General features: G+C 40.6%; 29 protein-coding genes, 2 tRNA genes and 1 rRNA gene. 12 read left to right on the top strand and 20 right to left on the bottom strand.

The window, feature by feature from the left end:
* The 6 genes from Q7U95_RS08115 to Q7U95_RS08140 form a co-directional block, all read right to left on the bottom strand.
* Positions 1-1,193, bottom strand: a 16S ribosomal RNA gene (locus Q7U95_RS08115); the annotation flags it as partial.
* A gap of 396 nt (positions 1,194-1,589) precedes the next feature.
* On the bottom strand, positions 1,590-2,537 hold the full coding sequence (locus Q7U95_RS08120) for a SufD family Fe-S cluster assembly protein (protein WP_308753479.1): 948 nt from the start codon (positions 2,535-2,537) through the stop codon (positions 1,590-1,592).
* A complete protein-coding gene (locus tag Q7U95_RS08125) occupies positions 2,504-3,241 on the bottom strand; it encodes an ATP-binding cassette domain-containing protein (protein ID WP_308753481.1) in 738 nt (245 codons plus the stop codon). Before Q7U95_RS08125 ends, Q7U95_RS08120 begins: the two co-directional genes overlap by 34 nt.
* Before the next feature lie 50 nt (positions 3,242-3,291).
* The gene (locus Q7U95_RS08130) at positions 3,292-3,666 is read right to left on the bottom strand and encodes a hypothetical protein (protein ID WP_308753484.1); all 375 of its coding nucleotides are present in this window, start codon (positions 3,664-3,666) and stop codon (positions 3,292-3,294) included.
* Positions 3,650-3,793 (bottom strand): hypothetical protein, encoded by a 144-nt coding sequence (locus tag Q7U95_RS08135; protein WP_308753486.1) that lies wholly within the window; start codon positions 3,791-3,793, stop codon positions 3,650-3,652. Before Q7U95_RS08135 ends, Q7U95_RS08130 begins: the two co-directional genes overlap by 17 nt.
* On the bottom strand, positions 3,784-4,359 hold the full coding sequence (locus Q7U95_RS08140; protein WP_308753489.1) for a 5-formyltetrahydrofolate cyclo-ligase: 576 nt from the start codon (positions 4,357-4,359) through the stop codon (positions 3,784-3,786). The genes Q7U95_RS08135 and Q7U95_RS08140 overlap by 10 nt, the downstream gene beginning before the upstream one ends.
* 164 nt (positions 4,360-4,523) lie before the next feature.
* On the opposite strand from Q7U95_RS08140, the gene Q7U95_RS08145 reads away from it, so the two are divergent.
* The 7 genes from Q7U95_RS08145 (at position 4,524) to Q7U95_RS08175 (ending at position 9,691) form a co-directional block, all read left to right on the top strand.
* The gene (locus tag Q7U95_RS08145) at positions 4,524-5,165 is read left to right on the top strand and encodes an NAD-binding protein (protein WP_308753491.1); all 642 of its coding nucleotides are present in this window, start codon (positions 4,524-4,526) and stop codon (positions 5,163-5,165) included.
* Positions 5,166-5,173: 8 nt separating this feature from the next.
* Positions 5,174-5,833, top strand: coding sequence for an NAD-binding protein (locus tag Q7U95_RS08150; protein WP_308753493.1), 660 nt, complete (start codon positions 5,174-5,176; stop codon positions 5,831-5,833).
* 133 nt (positions 5,834-5,966) lie between these two features.
* On the top strand, positions 5,967-7,469 hold the full coding sequence (locus tag Q7U95_RS08155; protein ID WP_308753494.1) for a potassium transporter TrkG: 1,503 nt from the start codon (positions 5,967-5,969) through the stop codon (positions 7,467-7,469).
* A complete protein-coding gene (locus Q7U95_RS08160) occupies positions 7,466-8,020 on the top strand; it encodes a hypothetical protein (RefSeq protein ID WP_308753496.1) in 555 nt (184 codons plus the stop codon). The genes Q7U95_RS08155 and Q7U95_RS08160 overlap by 4 nt, the downstream gene beginning before the upstream one ends.
* An 81-nt stretch (positions 8,021-8,101) precedes the next feature.
* Positions 8,102-8,177: transfer RNA gene (locus Q7U95_RS08165), tRNA-Gly, on the top strand.
* Positions 8,178-8,379: 202 nt separating this feature from the next.
* Positions 8,380-9,024 carry a uracil-DNA glycosylase gene (locus Q7U95_RS08170; RefSeq protein ID WP_308753498.1) on the top strand — a complete coding sequence of 215 codons (645 nt, stop codon included), beginning with the start codon at positions 8,380-8,382 and terminating at the stop codon, positions 9,022-9,024.
* Between the two features lie 61 nt (positions 9,025-9,085).
* A complete protein-coding gene (locus Q7U95_RS08175; protein ID WP_308753500.1) occupies positions 9,086-9,691 on the top strand; it encodes a hypothetical protein in 606 nt (201 codons plus the stop codon).
* 11 nt (positions 9,692-9,702) lie between these two features.
* Here Q7U95_RS08175 and Q7U95_RS08180 read toward each other — a convergent pair whose 3' ends face one another.
* The 6 genes from Q7U95_RS08180 to Q7U95_RS08205 all read right to left on the bottom strand — a co-directional run bounded on the left by Q7U95_RS08180 (position 9,703) and on the right by Q7U95_RS08205 (position 14,510).
* Positions 9,703-11,133 (bottom strand): metallophosphoesterase, encoded by a 1,431-nt coding sequence (locus tag Q7U95_RS08180; protein WP_308753501.1) that lies wholly within the window; start codon positions 11,131-11,133, stop codon positions 9,703-9,705.
* Between the two features lie 19 nt (positions 11,134-11,152).
* Positions 11,153-11,752, bottom strand: coding sequence for a GNAT family N-acetyltransferase (locus tag Q7U95_RS08185; protein WP_308753503.1), 600 nt, complete (start codon positions 11,750-11,752; stop codon positions 11,153-11,155).
* A 58-nt stretch (positions 11,753-11,810) separates the two neighbouring features.
* Positions 11,811-12,185: an Asp23/Gls24 family envelope stress response protein gene (locus Q7U95_RS08190; RefSeq protein WP_308753505.1), complete on the bottom strand. Its 375-nt coding sequence runs from the start codon at positions 12,183-12,185 to the stop codon at positions 11,811-11,813.
* Positions 12,186-12,200: 15 nt separating this feature from the next.
* Positions 12,201-12,983 (bottom strand): PRC-barrel domain-containing protein, encoded by a 783-nt coding sequence (locus tag Q7U95_RS08195; protein ID WP_308753507.1) that lies wholly within the window; start codon positions 12,981-12,983, stop codon positions 12,201-12,203.
* Positions 12,984-13,035: 52 nt separating this feature from the next.
* On the bottom strand, positions 13,036-13,416 hold the full coding sequence (locus Q7U95_RS08200) for a YtxH domain-containing protein (protein WP_308753508.1): 381 nt from the start codon (positions 13,414-13,416) through the stop codon (positions 13,036-13,038).
* Between the two features lie 68 nt (positions 13,417-13,484).
* Positions 13,485-14,510, bottom strand: a complete 1,026-nt coding sequence (locus tag Q7U95_RS08205) for an NAD(P)/FAD-dependent oxidoreductase (protein ID WP_308753510.1) — start codon at positions 14,508-14,510, stop codon at positions 13,485-13,487.
* Between the two features lie 238 nt (positions 14,511-14,748).
* Here Q7U95_RS08205 and Q7U95_RS08210 point away from each other — a divergent pair, with 238 nt between their 5' ends.
* The 3 genes from Q7U95_RS08210 to Q7U95_RS08220 all read left to right on the top strand — a co-directional run bounded on the left by Q7U95_RS08210 (position 14,749) and on the right by Q7U95_RS08220 (position 17,287).
* Positions 14,749-16,011: a PLP-dependent aminotransferase family protein gene (locus tag Q7U95_RS08210; protein ID WP_308753512.1), complete on the top strand. Its 1,263-nt coding sequence runs from the start codon at positions 14,749-14,751 to the stop codon at positions 16,009-16,011.
* Positions 16,012-16,065: 54 nt separating this feature from the next.
* Positions 16,066-17,022: a D-alanine--D-alanine ligase gene (locus Q7U95_RS08215; protein WP_308753514.1), complete on the top strand. Its 957-nt coding sequence runs from the start codon at positions 16,066-16,068 to the stop codon at positions 17,020-17,022.
* 189 nt (positions 17,023-17,211) lie between these two features.
* Positions 17,212-17,287, top strand: a tRNA-Arg gene (locus Q7U95_RS08220).
* A gap of 68 nt (positions 17,288-17,355) precedes the next feature.
* Here the strand turns inward: Q7U95_RS08220 and Q7U95_RS08225 are convergent.
* From Q7U95_RS08225 to Q7U95_RS08235, 3 genes are read right to left on the bottom strand one after another with little or no spacing between them, the layout of a single operon-like run.
* The gene (locus tag Q7U95_RS08225) at positions 17,356-17,787 is read right to left on the bottom strand and encodes a hypothetical protein (protein WP_308753516.1); all 432 of its coding nucleotides are present in this window, start codon (positions 17,785-17,787) and stop codon (positions 17,356-17,358) included.
* 25 nt (positions 17,788-17,812) lie between these two features.
* Complete coding sequence (locus tag Q7U95_RS08230; protein WP_308753533.1) at positions 17,813-18,493, bottom strand: DJ-1/PfpI family protein; 681 nt, start codon at positions 18,491-18,493, stop codon at positions 17,813-17,815.
* A 24-nt stretch (positions 18,494-18,517) separates the two neighbouring features.
* Entirely contained in the window at positions 18,518-19,345 is an 828-nt protein-coding gene (locus Q7U95_RS08235) for a CBS domain-containing protein (RefSeq protein WP_308753518.1), read from the bottom strand.
* A 232-nt stretch (positions 19,346-19,577) separates the two neighbouring features.
* Here Q7U95_RS08235 and Q7U95_RS08240 point away from each other — a divergent pair, with 232 nt between their 5' ends.
* Complete coding sequence (locus Q7U95_RS08240) at positions 19,578-20,477, top strand: HAD hydrolase family protein (RefSeq protein WP_308753520.1); 900 nt, start codon at positions 19,578-19,580, stop codon at positions 20,475-20,477.
* A gap of 186 nt (positions 20,478-20,663) precedes the next feature.
* A complete protein-coding gene (locus Q7U95_RS08245; protein ID WP_308753522.1) occupies positions 20,664-20,963 on the top strand; it encodes a hypothetical protein in 300 nt (99 codons plus the stop codon).
* 313 nt (positions 20,964-21,276) lie between these two features.
* Here Q7U95_RS08245 and Q7U95_RS08250 read toward each other — a convergent pair whose 3' ends face one another.
* The 5 genes from Q7U95_RS08250 to Q7U95_RS08270 all read right to left on the bottom strand — a co-directional run.
* Entirely contained in the window at positions 21,277-22,032 is a 756-nt protein-coding gene (locus tag Q7U95_RS08250; protein ID WP_308753524.1) for a nucleotidyl transferase AbiEii/AbiGii toxin family protein, read from the bottom strand.
* Complete coding sequence (locus Q7U95_RS08255; RefSeq protein ID WP_308753526.1) at positions 22,010-22,783, bottom strand: type IV toxin-antitoxin system AbiEi family antitoxin domain-containing protein; 774 nt, start codon at positions 22,781-22,783, stop codon at positions 22,010-22,012. Before Q7U95_RS08255 ends, Q7U95_RS08250 begins: the two co-directional genes overlap by 23 nt.
* Before the next feature lie 304 nt (positions 22,784-23,087).
* The gene (locus Q7U95_RS08260) at positions 23,088-23,492 is read right to left on the bottom strand and encodes a putative toxin-antitoxin system toxin component, PIN family (protein WP_308753528.1); all 405 of its coding nucleotides are present in this window, start codon (positions 23,490-23,492) and stop codon (positions 23,088-23,090) included.
* A 2-nt stretch (positions 23,493-23,494) separates the two neighbouring features.
* Positions 23,495-23,743, bottom strand: coding sequence for a ribbon-helix-helix protein, CopG family (locus Q7U95_RS08265; protein ID WP_308753529.1), 249 nt, complete (start codon positions 23,741-23,743; stop codon positions 23,495-23,497).
* Between the two features lie 317 nt (positions 23,744-24,060).
* Positions 24,061-25,041: class I fructose-bisphosphate aldolase (locus Q7U95_RS08270; protein WP_308753531.1), on the bottom strand; the 981-nt coding region annotated here is incomplete at its 5' end.

Below are 25,041 nucleotides of genomic sequence, written 5' to 3' on the forward strand. Positions count from 1 at the left end.
CGTCATCCCCACCTTCCTCCCCGTTGACCGGGGCAGTTTCCTATGAGTCCCCAACTTAATGCTGGCAACATAGGATGGGGGTTGCGCTCGTTGCGGGACTTAACCCAACATCTCACGACACGAGCTGACGACAGCCATGCACCACCTGTGTAGGACGCCTTTCGGCACACTTCATTTCTGAAGTTTTACCCTACATGTCAAACCCTGGTAAGGTTCTTCGCGTTGCATTGAATTAAGCCACATGCTCCGCCGCTTGTGCGGGCCCCCGTCAATTCCTTTGAGTTTTAGCCTTGCGGCCGTACTCCCCAGGCGGGGCACTTAATGCGTTAGCTGCGGCACGGAAAGCGTCGATACTTCCCACACCTAGTGCCCATCGTTTACGGCTAGGACTACCAGGGTATCTAATCCTGTTTGCTCCCCTAGCTTTCGCGCCTCAGCGTCAGTTATGGCCCAGAGAGCCGCCTTCGCCACTGGAGTTCTTCCTAATATCTGCGCATTTCACCGCTACACTAGGAATTCCACTCTCCCCTACCAAACTCTAGCCCACCAGTTTCAAATGCAGTCCTCGGGTTAAGCCCAAGGCTTTCACATCTGACTTAATGAGCCGCCTACGCGCTCTTTACGCCCAATAAATCCGAACAACGCTTGCCCCCTACGTATTACCGCGGCTGCTGGCACGTAGTTAGCCGGGGCTTCTTCTGTGGGTACCGTCACCTTGCGGCTTCTTCCCCACTGAAAGGACTTTACGACCCGAAAGCCTTCATCGTCCACGCGGCGTTGCTGCGTCAGGCTTTCGCCCATTGCGCAAAATTCCCCACTGCTGCCTCCCGTAGGAGTCTGGGCCGTATCTCAGTCCCAGTGTGGCCGGTCACCCTCTCAGGCCGGCTATCCATCGCTGTCTTGGTGAGCCGTTACCTCACCAACTAACTAATGGAACGCGAGCTCATCCTTAAGCGGCCTTGCGGCCTTTTTTAGTAATTTCATGTGAAAAAACCAATATATTCGGTATTAGCCCGAGTTTCCTCGAGTTATCCCAAACTTTAGGGCAGATTACTCACGCGTTACTCACCCGTTCGCCACTATCTCGCAATCTCCCTATCTGCCGAAGCTTCAAGAGAGTGAGATCGTTCGACTTGCATGTGTTAAGCACGCCGCCAGCGTTAGTCCTGAGCCAGGATCAAACTCTCCGTTTAAATAATATCAGCAACATCAAATGATGTTGCGACGTTTGTAAAGATTCTTACTTTTGTCAGCGTAATGCTGACGAGTCCCTTAGCTGCAAAACATAAAGCTTTTCAACACTGTTTAGTTTTCAAAGACCAATAAACGCAAAAAATAATGCTAACAGAAGCTATATGGGCTGTCAATAAAGATTTTATAAAAGACAAAAAAATACCGCCGAACTTTTGGCGACAGATAAGTAAAGCTAGTTATTTAGCTTTTTTACTTACCTTATTTTTTTATCGCCCCCGTTTGGTGCTTACTCAAATGCAACACTCCAAAAATATCAAAGACCAAACCTAACCAAGATAAATTATATCATCATCCCAAAATTAATGTCAATCAATTTTGACCTTATTTAAATAAATTTACAACATCCCTTTAACTATCATGTCAACGGCCTCTTCCTCGTTCAAACCGCGCGCCATAAGCGTATCAAGTTCCTTTTGATTGACCCTGCCAACTGAGGCCTCATGAGTTATTCTTGCCATTTCGTCAGTTACACGAACCAATGGAGTAGCTCTGGCTGTTGAACCAAAACCTTGAATTATTTCCTTGCAATCTACGTGACCTGTTGCTCCGGGAGCATTGCCTTCGGTAATGCCCTCCATAAAAACCTCGCCGCCTCCTCTTGCCGCAGCACGCATACGAATTGTCCCTCTGGAATTTCTGCCTTCCAAAAAAAGAGCATCCCGGATCATAACCTTATCTCTGTTGCTTTTCCCGTAAGCTTTTGTAATCATCTCAACTTTAGCGTCTCGTTGCGCGTAAATATTCGCATTTATGTTAACTTTACCAGCCGTTCCTTTAACCAATGAAAAAATCGTCTTAAAGTAACTGCCTTCTCCAACCTCCGCCTCAAAAGCAGGATAGACGGATGCCCCACTATTCTCCCCATGATAATGACGCTCCTCATAAAAAAACTTCGCTCCCTTGCCAATAGCAATCTCTGCCTCCATTTTATGAACAAGGTTACGAGCATTCGGGAAACTACAGTGAGCAAGTATCAAAATTTCAGCACCGTCTTCGATAATGAATCGGGAGATTACCTCTTGAACCCCGCTTTGGGAAACCATCCCAAAACAAAGATGTAAAGGCTGTTTAATTTTAGCTCCCTTGGTCACAATTATATCGGCAACTATGCCATTATCGAGCTCTTTGCTTTTTAAGATTAATCCGGGAACATCTTTAAGAGCTGCAACTTTATTGAAATTTAAAAACAACTTTGGCGTGCTTGGCGACATCATAGAGTCGACATCAAAGCCAACTTTCTTGGCACTTTCTAAAATTTCATAAGGCAGGGTTTTCTCTTGCATTTCTCTTCTCTCCTCGCCATTGTGCAATATTTATGCATAACTATCGGGAACCTTCCGCTTAAAATTGTTTTGCCTTCCCAGATCAATGTAGCTGAATCGGCAACTTCACCGCTTTCCTCCCGATGAGTAATAATTAAAATAGATGAGTTTGTTTCATTTCTTATATTATCAAAAAGCTGGTAGAGCTCATCATAAACAATAATATCTAATCCTGAGTCCGGTTCGTCCAGTATCATGAGCTTAGGTTCCATGGCTACCACAGCTGCCAGCTCTACACGCTTTCTTTCTCCACCACTTAAGGAATTATCCACAAACCTCTTCTTGAATTTCTTGCTATCCAGCTCAACTAGAGATAATGCACGGTCAACAGCACTCTCGCTTCGATTAGACATTCCTGCTTTTATATAGTCTTCCACTGTTATTCCTTCAAATCTCACTGGTTCTTGCCAAGCCAAAGTAATCCCTAACTTAGCTCTCTCGGTTACTGAAAGATTGGTTATGTCCTTGCCCATAAAGGTTATGCTGCCAGAAACAGGTTTGTAACCCTCTAGGCCCATAATTGAATATGCGAGGGTGGATTTTCCAGAACCGTTAGGTCCAAGTATTGCATGAATTTCCTTCTCACGAACCTCAAAACTCGCCCCGCACACAACCGCTTTTTTTAAACCTCGGGGCTCTATTACTAAATCCTTGACCTTAAGCATTGAGTCTCACCTTATCTTTATAAATTTTTCATCTCAATCTAACATATAACTTATTTATTTAAAATTGCGTTAATTGCCTTCTCGTCCAAATCAGCTGTCTCTTTCATAGTCTTAATTAAAATCTTCTTTAATTTTTCCTCACCCATTGCCTCAATTTCTTCTACCATAAAACCAGCAAACTCAAGGCTACATTTTTTGCAAAGCTCAGCCGCGGAAATATAGTATTTTGCCGCCTCTTCAAATCCTTTTTTTCTAAGTTCGTCGGCCAACTGTTTTCTTCCATTGTATCCCCGGGGCATATCTGCTAAAAAAATAGCGGCAAAATCTACTTCTTTATCTCCTCGCTCAATATTTTCAATCACTGCTCTTGCTTCCGCAATTGCCTTAAGCCCTGATTCTTTAATCTTTTTAACTAAATCGTTCAACTTTTAATTCCCCCTCATTAAAATAATAGTTAATATAATTAGAGATGTTTAAAAAATTATAAGGCCCGCCTCTTTTTACTGCAATCTTTTTATAAAAATCATCAAGTTGCACAACTTCTACCGACAACGAATAACCCTCTTTTCGGTCACAAGCCAATTAACGGGGACATCGTGAGACTCATTTGGCACTTCATCCACCACCTGAAGCTCATAAGCTAACCCAATTATCGCTGTCCGCGAAGTAAGTGCCTGAAGAAATCTATCGTAGTATCCCCCGCCATAACCTAACCTGTGCCCCGACATATCAAAAACGCTGCCCGGCAAAATAATAGCATCTAAATCATCCAATCTTTCTAACTTTAGTTTAATATTTTTTGGCTCCAGTATTCCGTAAAGGCCTACATCGAGATCATCATCAAAGCTATCAATGTAAACCATCTGAAGTTCTCTATCTTTTGCTCGGGAAACCGGGAGAACAACCTTCTTGCCCAATTTCAAAGATTCCCTTATTATGCACTCTGTTTCTACCTCGCTTCTGAATGACACATAAAAGGCAATGGTCTTAGCTTGCTTAAATTCTCGCATGTTAAAAAGGTTTATCTTTATCGCGCGGCTTTTTTCTCTTTTTTCTTCTGGTAACAACCTATCTCTTTTTGTTAAAACTTTTTGCCTCAACAACTTTTTTCTTTTCATAAGTTATTCCTTTACAATATCTCTGCGACTATCTGCATAGTTCAACGTAAATTAACACTCTCCTTTAACTAAATTTATTTGACAGCTAATTTAGAGAAGACTATTATGCATAACTAAGCAGGTATTTGCTTAAATTGATTAGGTATTAGATCGTGGAGGGCAATTTGTACATAATAGTGGTGGGTTGTGGACGTGTAGGCTCTCATTTAGCTCAATGTCTATCAACTGAAGGACACAATGTTGTGGTGATTGATAAAAATCCGTCCTCTTTTCGCCGGCTCGGCTCAACTTTTAATGGATTAACAATCGAAGGGGTGGGTTTTGACGAAGATGTCCTTAAACAAGCAGAAATTGAAAAAGCAGACGCCCTGGCTGCCGTAACCGACCTCGACAACACCAATATGATGATAGTTGAAATGGCCACCAAACTTTTCGATGTTCCCCGAGCAATAGCCAGACTTTACAATCCCGAAAGAGAAAGAACTTATCAGCAACTGGGCCTTTCGTATGTTTGCGGAACAATTCTTACAGCCGAAAAAATACTGGACAAAATCATTGAGGGCTATGTTCGACATGTGTCGGTTGGCGAAGATGCAGAAATAATTGAGTTTGAAGCTGGAAAGTTTCTCAACAACAAGAAAGTTGAAGAGATTGACATCCTCGATGAATTAAAAATCTCAACCATAGTGCGAAGAGGAGAAAGCATAATTCCCTTGAGCAGTTTCACGGTAAAAGAAAATGACCATATTTTCTGCACAATAAAACGATATGCTTTGCCAAAGATTGAGAAATTTATTAAAGATTAGGAGAAAGTATGTTTATTGTTATCAATGGCGGGGGCAAAGTCGGTTCTGCCTTAGCGCAAAAACTCAAAAAAAAGAAACACAAAGTTGTAATAATTGAACGGGATAAAAAGGTATGCACGCAACTGGCAACCGATTTTCCCGATGTGATGATCATTCATGGTGATGGTTGCGATGTCTCCTCTCAAGAGGATGCCGGAACATCCCATGCCAACGTCTTCGCTTCAGTAACTGGCGATGACGATGATAATCTTGTTGCCTGCGAATTAGCAAAAGCCGCTTTTAATGTCCCAAGAATGGTCGCAAGAGTAAATAGTCCTAAAAACGAACGCATCTTTCATAAAATGGGAATCGAGGCCATAAGCAGCACTACCATCATCTCCAGACTTATAGAAGAAGAGGCAACCATTGGAGATTTAATAACGCTCTATACTTTAAAGAAGGGTCAAATTGCGTTGGTGGAGGTCGAACTCCCTGCCGAAAAATGCAAGGTCTGCCACAAGAAAATTGCTGAGATAAAACTCCCGGAGAATTGTGTTATTGCAACTATCGTCAGAGGGAATAAGGCCATTATCCCTCACGGGAATACGGTGCTTAGGGCTGGTGATTCAATTATCGCCTTAACCAGCATCGAAAAAGAAAAGGAATTAAAAGAGGTCCTTACCAGTTAATTATGAGAAACAACGACAAGAGTGCCAAACCATATTTAAATTATCTTACCGGAATATTGGTGGAAGTATTAGCGATTCTTTCTATCGCACTTGCATCATTTATTATCATCGCCTTGATTGCGAGCTGTTATAAATGATCCCCAGACCCAGATCGTCTGATTTTAAAAACATCGCTCACTACACTGGAAAAGTAGTTTTCGGTATAGGCCTTCTCATGATAATCCCCCTTGGAATTGCCCTTATTTTTCAGGAATGGAATCCCGCGCTCGATTTCTTAATAGGAATGTTTTCCTGTTTTGCGGCAGGCTTATTTCTTCAAATATTTTTTTATACAGAGCGTGATTTAAATTGGTTACAGGGCTTGGTTGTCGCCTCTTTTTCTTGGATTTTAGCAACAATGTTCGGAGCTATCCCTCATTATCTAAGCGGACATTTTGGATGTTATGTAGATGCTTGTTTTGATTTAATGAGCGGATATACAACTACCGGCCTTTATCTTCTGCAAGATTTAGACCATATCTCGTATGCTCTAAACACTTGGCGACATATTTTATCGTATGCCGGTGGACAAGGAATAATTGTAATTGCTTTAACTTTTTTAGTTAAAGGAACCGGTGGCGCTTTTAAAATGTACGTAGCTGAGGGAAGGGAAGAAAAACTTCTCCCAAACATAATTCAAACAGCGCGCGTAATTTGGCTCATCAGTCTTTCATACTTAGCAGTTGGTTCAATGGTTTTGTGGGGAATCGCAGTCCATGAAGGAATGTCGGTAACTAGAGGACTGCTGCACGGGATTTGGGTTTTTATGGGTTCTTGGAGCACCGGTGGATTTGCTCCTCAATCATTTAATATATCTTACTATCACAGTTTTCCTTTGGAGTTAGTAACTATTATACTTTTTGTTTTGGGTTCTTTTAATTTTGCCCTCCACTGGGCTGTCTGGACAGGTAATAAAAAAGAAATTTATAGAAACATCGAAATAATCTCTTTTTGCATAACAATTACTATAATTCTTACCATCACCTCAGTTGGATTAATGCGGTTGGGTGTCTACCCAAATTTAATGGCCCTCTTCCGTAAGGGTTTCTATCATGTAATTTCCGGTCACACAACTACCGGTTTCATGACAATCCAAGGAAGGACTTTTGTAAAACAGTGGGGAGAAATGGCTATGTTGGGAATTACTCTGGCAATGGCTATAGGTGCCTCTGCCTGTTCTACAGCCGGTGGTTTTAAAGGTTTAAGAATAGGCTTAATATTCAAAACACTCACGCATGATATAAAAAAGATTTTAACTCCTGAAACAGCTGTAGTTATTGAAAAATTTCATCATATCAAAGACACAGTCTTAAGCGAAAAACATGTCCGGGGAGCCATGCTTATTGTCATATTATTTATAACCTCGTACACCATAACAACAATCGTGGGGGTCTACTGTGGTTATCCCTTTATTGAAGCTCTTTTTGATGGCGTATCTGCCGGTAGCAATACGGGTCTTTCCTGCGGGGTCACTTCTCCTTCTATGCCCATGGCAATGAAGCTCGTTTACATAGTAACCATGTGGCTGGGGAGATTGGAATTCATGTCGGTCTTTGCGTTTATAGGATTCATTATTGCAACGGTGAGAGGAGAGTGAGAAAACACTTGAAGCTCTATTCGCTCAAAATGAAAATTTTAAACTCCGCTCTTATTGCAGTTGCTTTTATATTAATCTTTGCCGGGCCTGCGCCAGCCAGCATAATCTCCTCCCAAGAGTTAGTCGAAAATGACCATTTTTATGATGGAAAAACAGTAACTTTTCAAGGTGAAGCTATAGGAGATGTTATGGTAAGAGGAGATTATGCATGGATACATTTAAATGATGATCCTTATGCTGAGTCTCCATCAAAACTTGCCGGTTATAATTCCGGCATGGCCGTCTGGTGCAAAGCAGATAATGCAGCGTATATAAATTTTGTTGGCAACTATAAAAACAAGGGAGATATCGTTGAGATAACCGGAGTCTTCAATAAGAGCTGCGCTAAACACAGTGGCGATATGGATATTCACGCTTCTTATATCAAAATCATAAAACCCGGCTACCCTATTGAGCATAAATTTCAAACAAATAAACTTTGGTGGGCTGTCATTTTGGGTTTTGCCGCCGCAGTATTTTTTGCGGTGAATAAGTTTTGGCGCTTAAAATAGATGTCACATTGCCCGTCTTAAAAAGAACAAATATTAATACTTCTTAACAACAACGGCACATTTTTGTATAATTTGCTATGAGCGGGAATAGCTCAGTAGGTAGAGCGTCAGCTTCCCAAGCTGAAGGTCGCGGGTTCGAGACCCGTTTCCCGCTCCATTTTTCAAAACATAACCCAACAAGAACCGTCTTTCTCTGCTCTTCAATCTTTCAATTTTCAACACCGGTTTCTTTTTAATTAAGATTAATTGCCAATTACTGCTCCGTATTCGATAATCCGACATTGTTGTGAAAACGCATCGCCACTTTTAAAGGAGTTTTTGCCTTGCTTATTGAATTCTGAAATTAAAAAGGAGATAAAATGGCTCACCTACTAAACGGGGAAGCTAAGCAAAGTAAACTATTCCAAGAATTTTTAGATAAAGCAATTGCCGAAATTCTCTCTTTGGCTAAAGAAATCCAGAAATGTAAAGATTGTGAGTTGCATAACTTTTGTAATAAACCTCTACCGGGAGCAGGTTATCCTCTTGCCAATATCTTACTCTTAAAGGAATCACCAACCGCGTTAGAAGATGCTGAAAATGTAGCCTTCTTTGGAAAAATAGGAGAGAGTTTAAGAAGCGGGTTTGCAAAATTAAATCTTGATATTACAGATGTATACGGTACCAGCGCCATAAAATGCTCCCTTCCGGAATCAAGCTCTTCACCACTCAAAAAAATATCTGAAAAAAATATTCCGGCTTGTAAAAAACACCTGGAGGCAGAGATTGAAATAATACAACCAAAAATAATATTGGCTATGGGAGAAGTTTCCGTAAAAGCCCTAAACGCAATCGCCTCCTTTAAAAATTTCTCTCTCACTCCGGGAAAAATAACCCCTTGGCGGCAGGGTATCACGGTTATAATAACTCACAGCCCTCATGAGGCTTTCCAAAATCCTTCCTTAAAACAAGAATTCCGGAAAGCCCTTAAAGTTCTAAAAACTATAGAGAAAGCAAAGTTATAAATAGACAAGCCGCCAAAATTATAATATAAATGTTTTAAACATTTTAACGGAAGGAAAATGCGTGGATATCCGGCAAAAATATTCCGGGGCATCAAGATTAAGCCCTCAACCGTGGTTTAAGTCGACCACCTGGGAACCCTGGGAAGAAGATAAAGCAAGTTGGGTAGTTAATAATAAACATCGGCGCCAAATAATTTCCGCGCTGGCCACGGGGCCAAAAAAAAGAAAAGACCTTGAGGAAATTTGCTTAACCTTTAAGCCTTTCTTTGCAAAGAAAGGTGAGGTTAAAATAAAAATATCGTCCGACGCAATTACCAATCACCTATATGTTCTCAGAGAGAGCGGACTTATCCTGCAAAAAGGGGATTTGTTTGAGCTCAATTTACCATTTCTCCCAAAAGAAAATCTGGATTCGTTAAATAACTTTGTAGAAGAACTAGCCATAGAGCTGATGAGCAAAATAACTGTGTCACGTTCAAAGATTTTAAAAGCTCTCAATTCTTCCTCACTCGAACAAGTTTTAGATCCTCTTTTGGAAAAGGTCGTGGAATCAGTCTTAAAAAAACTGGAGAATAAGGGCGATTATAAGCATGAGGTTTACCGACGATGGATTGAAGAATTCGATATGGATGCTTTTAGAGACTGGGTCACAAAAATTAAGATTTAATAGGAGTTCGCTTACTCTTTTTCTTTGGATTCCTCAATTAATGTTCGCTTTAAAGTAAATTCCCTCTCTAACCCCATCACCTCAACAGAGTCAACCGCAATTAAACTTAACGGTTCTTTTCGTATATACAACAAGTGGAAGGTATAAGGAACACCCTTTTCAATCTCAAATGTGCGTAATCCCGCCGCGCCTGTAGTCCCGGCATTTATTAGAACAGAATTGCCTACTTGTTTAAGACTCGCTTTGTGCGTATGGCCAAAAAGAATAACCGGGGCCTTCCCAATAATTTGCTTACTCATCCGCTCGTCATGCAGGGCAACAATAAAAGATGTCTCTTCAAAAGATTTCAGTTTTTTTGCAATGTCAAAGGAAATTACCCTCATCTCTTTATCAGACAAAGAGCTTACCTCTAAGGAATGGGCGGCAGGATCCGCAAACCCCACTATATTGATTCCCTTAATTGTTCCCATCTCTTCATCCAAAACTTTCACGTTTGACATTTCTTGGAGTTTTTCAACACTGGCCGGAGAATCATGATTACCGGGCACATACAGGTAAGGAACGCCTAACTTCTCTATTTTGGCAGCCATTTCCGTTTCTATTGGACTTCCAAAATCAGTCACATCGCCCGTATCAACCACAAAGCTCACTTTAAAATCTTTTATTATTTTTTGAATTAAATCAAAAGCCACAATGTTATTATGAATGTCTGAAACGTGCAATGCTCTAACTGTTCCCTCTTCAAGAACTACAGGCTCCCATGCCTCTATTTTCGAGTAAAAATCGTATAAATTAGAGGCTGTGTTCCTCATCTCCCTGCGAAATAATTCTACATTGCTAAGTCCTCTCTCCAACGAATGGACTACCATGGGAGCAGCTCGCAATGTTCCTGAAAATACCGGTTGTCTAAAAGCAGCTGGTTCAAACGTAAGGTAAAAAGACCCAATTAAAAGGGAGATTAAAAGTAAGCCAACAATTAATCCTTTTACTATCGACATAAGGTTTTTGGGATAAACCAACAGAGCGCCCAAGGCGCCTCCAACGGCAGCGAGAATAAAAAGCCGCCTAATGAAATCCTTTATAATTATCGCAAACTGCTCTTCCACTTCTTGGGTAAATTCTTCTTGGTCGATAGACATATCTGCCATGAGTTTGAGACTCTCAAGATTAATGTGAGCAAGTGTTGCTCGAATGGTTACGGGTAAAGGATGAGTGTAAGCAATTATCTCTCCAAGCGGAGGCAGCGAAATCTCAGTTGAGCCATTACGTGACGGTTCAACTTGTAGCTCTATGCTGAGCCCTTTTACTTCATACTGTGCCCTGCTAAACCCCCACACCATTAACAAACTACCCATACTAGCTACAATTATCATAAGAAAAACCGGCAGATAAAGATGAAAGACTGCCAAGATTTTTCTTTTATAAAAAGCGTTAGTTTCCAAGAAATTGCTCACCTATTAATTAGTATGGGACCGGTGCTTCTTTTTTGGGGAATGGAATTTTAATCCCCTCCAACAATACCTCAAATCCCTCTTGCCAAGAAACAACTGATTTAAAATCAAGTCTCATCAATGGAAATTTCTCATTGTCGCGGATAACGTAAAAACCATTCTTTAAGTAAAATTCATAGGATGCCGAGGGCTTCCCTTTAGAGCCCTTGTTGCCAAAAGTTTCAAGGGCCTTAAAACCCTTCTTGCTAAGACTCTTTACAATCTCAATTAAAATATCCTTTCCATAACCTTTTCCTCTATAAGCCGGAGCCACAAAAAGACAGGAAAGAAATATAGCATCACCACTTAGAGGAGCAGCTGTATAATTTTTAATTTTCGAGAAATAAAAAGGAGGAGCATATTGAGAATAAGCCACTGGCCTGCCATTTACATAAATTAACTTGCCACAATCGCCAAAATTTCGTGAGACCGCGGCAAACCATTCTTTTTTTAAACTACCAGAGGATGTTTTTTTATCACTAAATGAAGACTCCCAATAAGAGCAAGACCGGCATGGCTCAGGAATATCTTTTAAATTTGCATTACTTACTGTCATTATTCTTCTTGCCATAGAAGCGCCCTCTTAGCTTTTTTTAAACACACTCTTCATCCAAGCGAACTGGACACGATTAAGATTTAATGACATCAATCCCGCTTACATGAACAACTACATCGCTGACATTTATCCCCGTTATTGCTTTGACATTTTCTTCAACGCGCTCTTTGACTACATCTGAAATTGTAGGTATGGAAGCACGAAATTGAACAGTAAGATATAGGTCTATATCTATCTCTTCGTCTTCTTTGGGAGTTATTACAATACTTTTGACCGTTTTCCCCCGAGCCAATCGTTTGCTAATCTCATCAAACTTTCCGTCTTTAAACCCCGCAATACCCTTAATTTCGAATATTGCTTCTACTACAGCAGCTGCAATTATGCTATCCGCGACTTCAATCTTATTCCCGTCTTTTGTAGTAAATGTAATTTTATCTTTTGTCTCCAAAGTGCCCCCCGCAATCTAATTTTCTTCTTTTAGTTTATCCCATTTTTCTTTCATGGATGAGAGCCCCGCCGCCAGGGCCAATTCATGCAATTTCCCTTGATCCTTTGCTTGCGATATGTGTTCCTCTTCAATTCTTTGGTTCTTAGCTACAATTATCTTATCTTCGGTCCCTTTAACGGTCTTACTTGAAATTTTACCCAAAGCGTACTTGCCCTCCTTAGAGGCAAGCGCTGAATCAGCTCCTTTAACTAACTTTGTGCTTTTAGAGGCCACCGCCTGAAATATTTCCTTAACCCCGCCCGTTTGGCGCGCTTCATCTTTAACTTCATTCATTAAGACAACCGTATCGTTTCCGGCACTTTTAATGGCTGAACCCGGAAAAACTGTGTGCCCCCGAGAAATAACATCAAGCCAACTGCGACTCGTTTCAACCTCAGCAATACTCCCATCATCTATACAGATGATTAATTCCTTTAACGTTCCAAGCATCTCCCCGTTCTCACAAAATGCTTTAGAGCCCATAAGTTTACTTCCTAACACAATGTGGTCAGACGTAAAGGTTTTTGGTTTCACAAAACCCTTTTTACTCTTAACCGACACTGCGTCTTTCCCGATTTTCTCAATATCGTCAAACGGAACTGCTTTGGAAAATCCGAGCCTACCGGGCTTAAAAACTAATGCTAAGAGTTTTTTATCAGCTAAATCAAAGATTAAATCTTTAACTTTGCCAACATTTTCCCCAGCATCAAGAACAATAACCGGCAAACCAACTATTTCGCTTAATCTAAATGTTTCCACTTATCTCAACCACCAAAAGTGGAATGTGAAACCCGTTCTTTTAGATACAAGTTTATTTAGTTTTCTTTTTGCCTTTCTTTTTGACAACGCTTTCCGCCTTTTCAATTACCTCTTCTACTTCTTCTGCTTTTTCTTTTGTGATTTCTACAACCGTTTCAATTTTCTCTTTAAGTTTCTTTGTTGCCTCATCGACTTTAATTTTAAGCTCTTCCCCTTTAACAAGGGCACTCTTTTTCCCTGTCTCTATAAGCTCTTTACCTTTGACCTTAAGCTCCTCGCCCTTGACCTTAAGTTCCTCGCCCTTAATCTTAAGCTTCTCGCGAGTTTCCTTCCCGGACTTGGGAGCCAAAAGCAAACCACCAATAGCCCCAGCCACAGCCCCTGTTACAAAACTAAAAATACTTCTTAAAAAACCACCTTTTTTTTCTGTCATAATAACAACACCTCCAAATTGATTGATATAAAGTCATTGTAATCTACTTGAGCACTCCTTTCAATAAATCACAACTCAACCCCTTTTTTGTATTTCCTTTGGACAAAATGTATAAGCTGACCTCGTTCAAATAACTTAGCGACTAACCCAACTCCCCAATCAGGCGTCTTGGAAAATAGTCTCTGAAAACCAAATAAAAAACTATAATAACAATGGTGCTTGTTAACAAAATCTGCATATTCTTTTAGTCCCGTAGCTAAGTCCTTCTCTTTATCAATTATGTCTTGGATTATCTGCCCACACTTTCTGCCAAAATATATAGCTTGTCTTACTCCTTCCCCTGTTAGGGGCCAAGCTTGACCTGCGGAATCACCAACTAGAAATATCCTTCCCACCACTGGTTTTCTAATTTTGAAAGGAATAAACCCACCATATATCTCATCTTTTTCCTGACCATGAAACGACAAAAACTTCGTTAGATTATTCTTCACATCTTTCCTGTTACGGTAACTTCCTAAACCAAAACGAGTTTTTTTGCCTGCTGGGAACTTCCAGGCATATCCAAAATCAACAAATCTCGAATCCCAAAAAAATTGCAAAACATCATCTTTTTCACAATCCATCTCAGTTTCCAAACCGAAAAATAACGCTTTCTCATCAACAAAGCCTGGCTCTAAAGCAGTGGCAAGTTTAGCTCTCCATCCCGTGCAATCCACAATACATTCAGCTGAGAAGTCTCCTTTGTCTGTTAGAACTGTATCCCCTTCTATCCCTTTTATATTTGCTTTCAAAAACTCACCGTTAAAATAATTCCTGAGCCCGTAGCAAAATTCACGGTAATCAAAAGTGCAGAAAGGATCTAACGCCTCATACTCTATACAACTTGAGGCAGCATGAAATCTAACCCGTTTAAGAACTGAAAGGATTGAGTCCTCGCATTCTACCTTCCGAACCACGCTACATAATGTTGTGCAGGTTGACGTGCAAAAACTTCCAATGTCCCCTTTATCAATCAACAAAACATTGCCCCTGAGCTCCCTGGCAACCGCCAGGCCTGCAAAACTCGCACCAGCAACTATTGCATCGTAGCGCATCTCGTCCCCTTAAAGTTTTCAACAATTACAGCGTTCTAAAAAATATCTCTTTACCTGCTTGTAGTTGACAACCCATTAACCCTATTATAAGATAAATTTTAACTCATAATGCAAAAGATTTTAACGGAAAAATAGGAAATATTCCCGGCACAGAGAGTTGACAAAATTAGGTGATATCACAAGATTATGTCTCTCGTCCTTTTGGGTTCGAGAGGTATTTTGTTAATTGGAGAAAGATATGTCCCCTGAAATTAGGTTCGACAAATGGAATGATTTATACGCGGAGAGAACCGCCGCCCTAAAATCGTCAGCCATTAGGGACCTATTCATAGTGGCTTCCAGACCCGATATAATTTCATTTGCGGGAGGGATGCCCGATACTCGCAGTCTCCCTATAGAAATAGTTATTGAGGCAACAAAGAAAGTTCTTCAAAAAGAAGGACCGGCTGCTCTTCAATATGGCCCTTCGGAAGGACACTTGGGCTTGCGAAAATGTGTCTCAAAACTTATGGCCGAAAACAACATGCACGTAGACACAGATGAAATAATTATCACCGATGGTGGCCAGCAAGCTTTAGATTTACTAGGCAAAATTTTCATTAACCCAAAGGATAACATCTTAGTTGAGGGGCCAAGTTATGTGGGAGCTATTCAAGCCTTCTCAAGCTATCAGGCAAAAATAACATCCCTGCCTCTCGATGAAAACGGTTTGTTGATTGATTCACTTGTCCAGGCTCTGGAAGACTTAAAAAAACGGAATCAAAAGGCCAAATTTATCTACCTGGTTCCTTCTTTTAGCAACCCAACGGGAATAACTCTTTCTCTTGAACGAAGAAAAGCTTTATTAAAAATCATCAAAAAATATGACCTTTTGGCTATCGAGGATAATCCCTACGATCAATTGAGATTTAGCGAAGATAAAATTCCCACATTGCGCTCTATGGATAATTCTCTTATCTACATGGGCACATTTTCAAAAATTTTCTCTCCCGGCGTAAGATTAGGCTGGGTAGCAGCGCCTAAGCCTATTATTGAAAAGCTAAACTTTGGCAAACAGGCAGCTGATCTGTGCTCCAGCTCACTTACTCAAAGGATTGTTGAAGAATACTTTACCAGCTATCCTTGGGAAAAATATTTAAAAAAGCAAACGGAGCTTTATAAGGAAAGACGAGACGTCATGCTTGAATCCCTTGATAAATTTTTCCCTTCCGATGCCAAATGGACAAAACCCGGCGGGGGACTTTTCCTCTGGGTAACCTTACCAGAATTTGTTAATACAGCGGAAATGCTGGCCAAATCCATTAACGAAGCAAAGGTTGCTTATGTCCCGGGGAAAGCATTTTTTGCAGACGACAACGGTAAAAACTGCATGCGTTTAAATTTTTCATACCCCAACAAAGAACAAATTAGCGAAGGAATTAAACGTTTAGGTAAATTAATTAAATCAGAAATAAAACTTCGCCAGACTTTTACAGACAAACTAAATTTGAATAACGATTAACCATGTTCTATGAATGTTAAATTATTCCATCAGTTCTTTAGGAGGAGGATAACAATGAAAGAAAAAATCGCCATTTTAATGGGCGGACGTTCCCTGGAAAGAGAAGTTTCGCTAAAAAGTGGGCATAGAGTATCCAAGGCCTTACGAGAAAAAGGCTACCCGATAGTTCAGCTCGATATTAACGAAAACCTGGTAAACAACTTAAAGGAAGAAAAACCAGATGCAGTTTACATAGCATTACACGGCAAATACGGTGAAGACGGAACTGTTCAAGAGCTGTTAGAAATAATGAATCTCCCCTATACCGGGCCGGGAGTCTACGCAAGTTCAATTGGATTTGACAAAGCACTTTCTAAAGAAATATTTCAATTGGCAGATATCCCCACCGCTCCTTTTTTTGCCTTAAGCTCCGGCGCCTTTAAAGAAATGGGCGCTTCCGGAGTGCTTGGAAAAGTAATTAAAAAACTTGGCCTGCCTTTAATTGTAAAACCCGCTAAACAAGGTTCAGCTTTGGGAATTAAATATGTTGAAAAAGCCGAAGATATAACAGAAGCACTTTTAGGCGCTCTAAGCTATGACCAAAAAGTGATAATAGAAAAATATATTAAAGGCACAGAAGTGGCTGTAAGTATTTTAGAAGAAAATGGCAAACCAAAAGCACTCCCCATAGTTGAAATAGTTCCTAAAAAAGAGTTCTTTGATTTTGAGTCAATGTACACGATGGGAGAGACAGATTACTTTGTGCCTGCCCGCCTCTCTGAGGAGCAAACAAAGGAAATTCAAAACTTGGCCTTAAAGGTTCACGAAGCCCTGCGCTGCCGGGACGTCTCAAGAGTAGATATGATAATAGACAAAAAAACTAACCAACCTTATGTTCTTGAGTTAAATACGGGGCCCGGAATGACTGAAACAAGCCTTCTTCCAATGGCCGCAGAGGCTGCCGGCATAGATTTTGCAAATTTGGTGGAAAAACTTGTGCAGGTGGCCTTGGCAAGAAAGATAGAGGGTTGAGTTTTAACTAAAAGCTAAACCTTCATTTTCTTGTTTGCCCAAAGAATTTTATTTTGTGGGTCGAACATACTCAATACTCCACACCCTTAGCTTTACTATGCTCCATCTGCCATACGCTATCTGCCATCAGCCACTTTCAATTATTCTGCCTTGACCCTTCCCTTGCCTCACCTTATAATCTGTTTGCGCGCCTCCGTAGCTCAGAGGATAGAGCCCCGGTTTCCTAAACCGGGTGTCGCAGGTTCAATTCCTGCCGGGGGCACCAGAAGATAAAAAAAGCCGGAATTTTCCGGCTTTTAGTTTTTCATATATTTATATACCTTCAACTAATCACTACTGACAAGAGATATTCCCGTTATTCAACTCATGGATAAAATATTTGGCTACTTCTATAATATTATCCACAGAATCCTTTATATTATCTCCCGTCATTTTTTCCCTAATTTTTCTTATCCCCTCATTGTTAATTACTTGGGCTCCTTCAGTTTGTCCATAAAATAATTTTTCGCCGGAGCAAAAGTCTATTCCAATCTCCCATGTATCTGCGTGCCCCCATACAATCTGCATACTAAGCTTTGCTAAAGTTTGCCCAAAACCACCTACAACCTCTTCTTCACTCTTACATGCAGGCAACTCTGTTTCTTTGCCTGACAATTCATTCTTTAAAACCATAAGCCACTTTTTGTCTTCTTCCGGCATCACTTTTACCGTAAAAGACCTGTCTGAATCCATTTTAATGTTTGCTTTAATCACTGCTTTGCTCATTTCTGCATTTCCTCTCATCTTAAATTTATTTCTTCATCGCGTCTAACACCGCTTGCCCAAAAGCACTAGCAGCATGCGGCCCACATGCAGTTATAATGTTACCATCTTGAACAACATTGTCACTTACATAAATTACCCCTTTTGCTTCCAAATCAGCAATTTTTGAAGAAAACACCGTGGCTTTTTTGCCATTTAAAACACCGGCGTTGGCCAAGGTAACCGGCGCGATACAGATTGCCCCCAATACTTTCCCTGATTCGGCAGATTCCTTAGCAATGGAGAGCGCCTGCGGGTTATCGTAATACTCATCGGCTCCCGCGCCCCCCACAAACACAATTGCATCATAATCAGCCACATTAACATCATCTATTAAGATATCGGGCTCAACCATCATACCCAACGTCCCTTTTGCCGTATCGAGACTGGATGAAGCAACTACAATCTCTACTCCGTTGGCTTCCAAAATTTCTCTCGGTTCAATATATTCTTCATCTCGAAAGTTGTTTTTCGCGATTATCAACAATGCTTTCATTTCTTGGGGAATCTCCTCCTTTTTTAAAGTTTCTTTGGCCTCCTCGTCAACTTGGTTGGTTTGCGCCTCCTCCTTAACGGAGGAGAATATTTGCCTTCTCCCACCCGTTGTTCTGTGGGCTACAAATAACACAATAATCAAGAAGACGACGGGCAACAACCACATTTTTTTCATTGTCAATCACGCTCACTAACTTGCTTATTTTTTGCGGTTATTCTTTGTCAATATCCCGAAATGAGCCTCAAGATCAGTTGCCGAAACAATTCCAACTAACATGTCGTTTTCGTTTACCACGGGGATACGCCTTATTTTATGTTTTCTTAAAAGCTTGATGACTTCCAAAACGCTTGTATCAACCCTTACCGTCTTCACATCAGTTGTCATAAGCTTCTCAATGGGATAATTCTCAGAAGATGATCCGTAAGCATACATTTTTGACAAAATATCCCCATCAGTTACAACGCCAACCAGTTTTCCTTCTTTTAAAACGGGAAAGTAACGAATATTAGTTCCTTCCATCTTCACTGTAACGTCAGACGCTTTGTCTGAGCTGTTTACGGTAACTATTTCTTTTGTCATTATCTTCTCAACCTTCTCGAGACACTGTTTGAGACTACTAATATATTCGTCAACTTCTTTAGCCGCGTTTTTTTCCACCATGAGCTTGTCAATGGCTTTCCCTAAAAAAGAACCGGGGACATTATATCCAACATCATACTTAACTTTAGTGCCTCTCTCTGTTTTGCTCAGCTTCCAACTCCCTTGTGTCGGAGTCATAAAATCAACTGTGTGAAACTTTATCGATGAGGGCCTCTTAGTTTCATCAATATGTATTTCATAACAAACCGATTCCAGCCCAACAAAAGGAATCTTCTCCCTGCCTGTTATGTTAAACATTTCTTCATCTTTATCTTTTTCGACTTCATCTATCCCCGGCACAAGACGAAAATTATCCTCGCTTATAAGAAAATCATAAATTTCCTCAAGGGACCTATCTATCACTACTTCTTTTGAAAATTTCGCCATATCAAACCTCCGCATCACATCTATTAACACTTATATTTTATTCCCCCAAACATTGCTTAAATCCTTTATTAAGAACTTAAAAACAATTTAATAAGCGGCTCATTTTGGCAAATAGCTTGTGTCAAAAACTACAAGGGCATCAACTCTCCTCGCCCTATAAATTTTATGGTAAGCTATGGAAGATAAGCCTGCAAGAGAGAATTTCGTTTATTAACGGAGCGTGAAAAACATTATGAATCTTGATATCAAAAAAGTTATGGCGGAGAGAAGCCTTAAAAACAACACCGACTGGCTCAAGGCAAATCTCAAAAAAATTAAAGTTTTATATACCGATGTTGATGGCACCCTCGTTGGGGCACGTGGCTCTCTTTTTTTGACAGCCAACGGAGAATATACTTTGGAGCCGGCAAAAGCCATAGTTGAGACCCATAAAAATGAAATAGATGTAGTTATGATATCGGGGCGGAGTGCCCGCCAATTGTTTGGAGACGCGCGGTTGTTGGGCTTTAAAAATTACATTGCCGAGCTCGGCTGCGAAATTGTTTATGACCTCGGGAAAAAGATTATAGAAAACCCGGGCTGCTGCCAGATAACAGAAGCCACTCTTTATGAAACCATCGCCAAATCAGGAGTGGTGGAGCTGCTTCTTAAAAAATATCCCGACAGATTAGAATACCACACCCCCTGGTCGGAAAGCCGTAAATGTACCCACGTATTCAGGGGATTCATTGATGTTAAAGAGGCCATAAATTTGCTTGAAGAAAACGGATTTTCCGAATTTACCCTGGCGGATAACGGCATAATCAAGCGCCGGGGAACTTTAAACAAGGATTTACCTGAAATTCACGCTTACCATCTTCTGCCCAAAGCAACGGGCAAACCGGAGGGGCTCAAAAAGGACAGAGAAATTAGAAACATTCCCAAAGAATGCACCGTCGCCATTGGAGATGCTTTCTCAGATATTGTTCTTGCCCCGCATGTCGGAGCATTTTTCCTCGTTAGAAACGCGTTAAGTGGGAATAACGGCATGGAAAAAGAGATTATGAAGTATGAGAACGTCTTTGTCACCGAAACCGAAATGGGCCTCGGTTTTGCCGAAGTGATTAAGTTTTTAATTGGTGAGATTGGCTAAGACTACCCTTCCTTCCTGTGAGATATCCATAGCATCTTTTCAATTATTCCATCCAATTAAGTTATCTTTTTTTGTTCGTCCGATGAATTTTTTTGTGAATCTCCTTATTAAAGCCAAGCGATTAAAAATCTTTTAAATTATGTATCACATTGTGATACAATAAAGTTTGAAGGGAGATGAATTGAAATGACCGAAATTAAGAAAGCAGAAAAAGATGTTAGAGAAATTATCAAGAAAGCTAAAACAGAGGCCAAGAAGATTGTAAAGAAAGCAAGGGAAGAGGCAAGAGAAATCAAAAAAGGAGCTCACAAACAAGTAAGAGAAAAAAAGAGTCAGAAAGAAGAAATAAAAAAGGAAAAGAAAGATAGGTTCCTGCACACCAGAGTCCCGGAAGAGCTTGAGAGAAAAATTAAAAAGAAAGCCGAAGAAATGCGAGTTCCCGTATCCATTCTTATTCGGAATACCTTAGAAGATGTTTTTAAGTAAAGCGAGCTTTCGGTTAACGCCAACTCGCATCTCTCTCACCTTTGTTACCATACATATTTAAAATAGTTTTAGCTTGTAAGGTAACGAAAGTCAAAAGGTTTTTTACCTTACTTCTTTGCAATATTCGAGACTTGTAAGGTAATTTCAACTGCTTCTCAAGTTAAAACAAAAAATTTCTTGAACAAAGAAGGATAAAATCCTCGGTACTAAAACGTAGGCGATTTAGCCGACGAGCCAGTTAGTTATCCGTGAGCTACGCTTTAAGTTTGCCAGGCCTGACTCCGTTTCCTTAAATGGGTGGCCTCTCTCGCCTCTATAATAAATCAAGCAACCCATCCAACACATCCATTATTTCCCGGCTATCAATCTCTTCCCTATAAAAAAGATTTTCGGCTCCGGACTTTATAGCTTCATCGGCAATCTTAAAATTATCCAAAACAGAATCTTTGTTAAGAGGCCTTCTGAGCTCTTTTTTCTTTAAAATTTCTATAATTTCCGCTGGTTCAAAAGAGTTCCTTTTTAAAACAGCAGCAAGGTCATAAAAATCACGGTATCTTGCTCTTTCGTTTATTGCTCTAACTTTTTCGGCACATATTTCTTTCAATGCCATTGCCGAGACCGTAATCGGCACCCCAAAAATATTCTTATAATCTATCCTTTCAGCCGGCAAAATCAAATCCTGCGCCAGGTCGATGTCAATTTTAATTGAGTTAGGTTGCCCAAGTGGACCAACAAATTTTAATCGTTCAATCTTTAAGGCAAAATCGGAAGGATAATGCTTTACAATTTCCAAGAATTTATAAGGTTTAAAAGCTTCCTCAAAATCATCGAGCGATACCCGCCCGGTAGTTGCAAAATCCAGATCCTCCGAAAATCTCAGTTGATTCAGATAGAGATGATGAATAGCGGTGCCACCTTTAAATATCAATCTATCTTTGAGGTTTGAATTATATATTACCTGCAGAACTACCGCTAAAATATAATCTTTTTCTGCGGTAGCCAGAGGATAGCGTAGATTATTCTTGTTTATGATTGATAGTTGGGCCCTACTTAACAAATCGATCTTCACAGTAAAGTCTCCACTTGGCGTTAAATATGTTCGAGTTTTTTGTTAGTCTGGCAAAACCGGGGATACTCTTTATTTCGTTGTAAATCTTGCTTGAATCGATCTTTGATATATCCAAAAGAAAGCCGATGCGCCGCTGAATAGTTACGGAGTAAAGCTTTGCATAATCAGCTAATTTCTCCGAATCAATCTCATCTTTGGCTTCTTTTAGTTTTTCTAAAACCAAATCTACGGTGTAACCATCTTTTCTAAAGTGAAGAAAATCGAGCAATGCCTTTTCAACCTCGGCCACCCTGGTTTTTTTGCCTTCGATTGTTATTTTCTCAAACCCCGTCATCATTTCGGGTCTTGCTTTAACAAACTGATAATCAAGATTTTGAAAATGGTATTTTTTCGATTTCAAAGATGTTACGGATGTAACTTTATTGGATAGTTGATCAAAGAAGCCGCAGTGGTTAAGGGCAAACTCAAAAGAAACATACGAATCAGGAACAAATATCTGAGATATTACCAGAGGTGAAACGTTGGAAAAGTTGTGGGACTCCAAATTAGCAACAGCATAAAATCCTCTCTTGATTCGAATAAGCCAACCTCTTCTGACAAGAAACTTGATTCTTTGGTTGAACTCATCATAAGAATAATCCTCAAAAAGGGACTCTATATCTTTAAAGCTTGCGATATAGCCATATTGAGCAATTATCTTTTCCAGTATTTCTAACTCTTTTTTAGATAAAATTGTTTTTTTCATAATCATTTGTTGATGCTTTGTTATCAATAACTGATTACAGTTTATACTAATCGTCTGTTTCTTGCAAGGATTTAAACTCTCAAGCTCCAAGCTTTTTGTTTCTCCAACCAACGCGCTTTATTTTTTCATTGCTGGTTCGTAGAGTTTGTAGACGATTTGGCCGACGAGTCGGTTGACTTGTCCTGTTTTCGACTCTGGGGGATGAGCCCTCATTCTCAGACTCGAATGAGAATGAAGTCGAAGGATTGAGTTATCCGTGAGCTGCGCTTCAAGTTATTCAGGCCCGGCCCCGTTTTTTATTTCTGCATCTCTACTCTTTTATCAAATATGTAAGATACTTTGGTTTTTTAATGGGGATATTTTGAAATTGCTTTAATCTTAAAAGATGCTTGTCGCCTGAGATAATAAGATGAGCTTGACCGACAAGAGCACATTCCAAAATGCGATTATCGGATTCATCCTCGATAATAATGTTTAAGTTGTCTTTCGGATTAACTATTTCTGCCAAACGGTTCATCTGTTTTAAAAACTTTTGAATATTATGTTCCGGCCACTTAAATTTCTCCCTGAGTTTCCTCGCAGTCTCTGTAAGAATGGGTTTAGAGGTAATTAAAACAACTTTTCGCCCTCTTGCCATTTCCAATATGACCCTGGGAGGTCCATCGAAAAGAAGAGCCGAGATAAAAACATTGGAATCATAGACCACCCTAAGCATGGTCAGCTCCTCTTATTTAGAAGAGCAAAAAGCTCTTCTTCGGATTTGATCCCAAATCTTTTGGCGGTTTCTTCCCCAAATTCAAAAAGTTCTCGCCACTCCTTTTCGGCCAGATATTCTTCATATACCCTGATTGCGTCACGGAGAAGGTTGCTTTTCGTTTTCCCTTGATCTTTGGCCAGTTTTTCAATTTCTTTTGCCGTTTCCGGTGGCAGAGAAAATGTTAAAACCTTGGTTGTTCTTCCCATCATCCTCAGCTCCTTTTATTACTCAGTATTACATGATATCACTTTTTCGTCAAGGATAAGCAGATGGAGCCCCGCGTGCAAACCCGTAACTCTTAAATCAGTTAACCAACATATTTCAATTTTTCCATTATTGGACAATAGAATTTGGAGCGACTTGTCCTGTCTTCGCCTCTGGGGGATGAGCCCTCCAAGTTCAGACTCGAATGAGAATGAAGTCGAAGGATTGAGTTATCCGTGAGCTACGCTTCAAGTTATTCAGGCCCGGCTCCGGTTTTTTTAAATATCGAGTATAACAAAAAGCAATTTTTAGAAACTAATTATTACTTTTCCATCTCCGGCGTGTATTTGCCATAACGGGCCGCCCCGTTAAGTTTAGCGCGTTTCAGCAGTGCGGCTTGCGCGACCGGAACATTTTCCTTTTTACCAAGCCAAGCGTGCAGCGCCGGTTGTTGCAAAGCGCGACCGTAGGAGAAAGTGAGTTCCCAGGGTTGATTGGGATAATTCGCGTTCATGGCATTCAGGTTGGCAGTAGCTTCTTCCGGACTCTGGCCGCCGGAGAGAAAATTGATGCTGGGCACAGCCGCCGGGACAGTACGACGTAATTGTTTGACAGTATTTTCCGCCACCACTTCCGGACTAGCCTTCGCCGCATTCTCTTTGCCGGGAATTACCATACTGGGTTTAAGAATAGTGTATTCCAAAATCACGCCGTAACGATGCAGGGCATCATAGATAGCATGCTGCACGTTCTCGGTCACCTCAAAACAGCGCTCAATAGTATGTTCCCCGTCAATCAGCACTTCCGGTTCCACGATAGGAACGATACCAACCGACTGGCAGATAGCAGCGTAACGAGCCAGTACTTCGGCATTAGCTTCAATACCAAGACGTCTGGGATTATGGGGACTAATGGGATAAACCTCGCGCCATTTGGCAAATCGCGCCCCTTGCTCTTTATACACCTTGAGACGTTCACCAAGATTATCAAGGCCTTGAATAATAAGATCGCCCGGGGAATTTACCAAAGGAATCTTGCCCTTATCCACTTTAACACCGGGGACGATGCCCTGACTTTCCGCCACCTCCGGAAGTAAAGTACCGTCGTCGCTCTTCTGGGTCAGAGTTTCCTCAAACAAAATGATGCCGCTAATATAGTCACCGAGATGAGGGGTAGTTAATATCAAGGTACGCCAAGCGCGCCGGTTTTCTTCAGTCGGTTCCACGCCAATGGACTTGAATCGTTTGGCAATAGTGGGTTGACTCTCGTCCGCGGCCAAAATTCCCTTGCCTTTTTGGACCAT

It is taken from the genome of Candidatus Oleimmundimicrobium sp., assembly GCF_030651595.1.
Classification (GTDB): Bacteria; Actinomycetota; Aquicultoria; order UBA3085; family Oleimmundimicrobiaceae; genus JAUSCH01.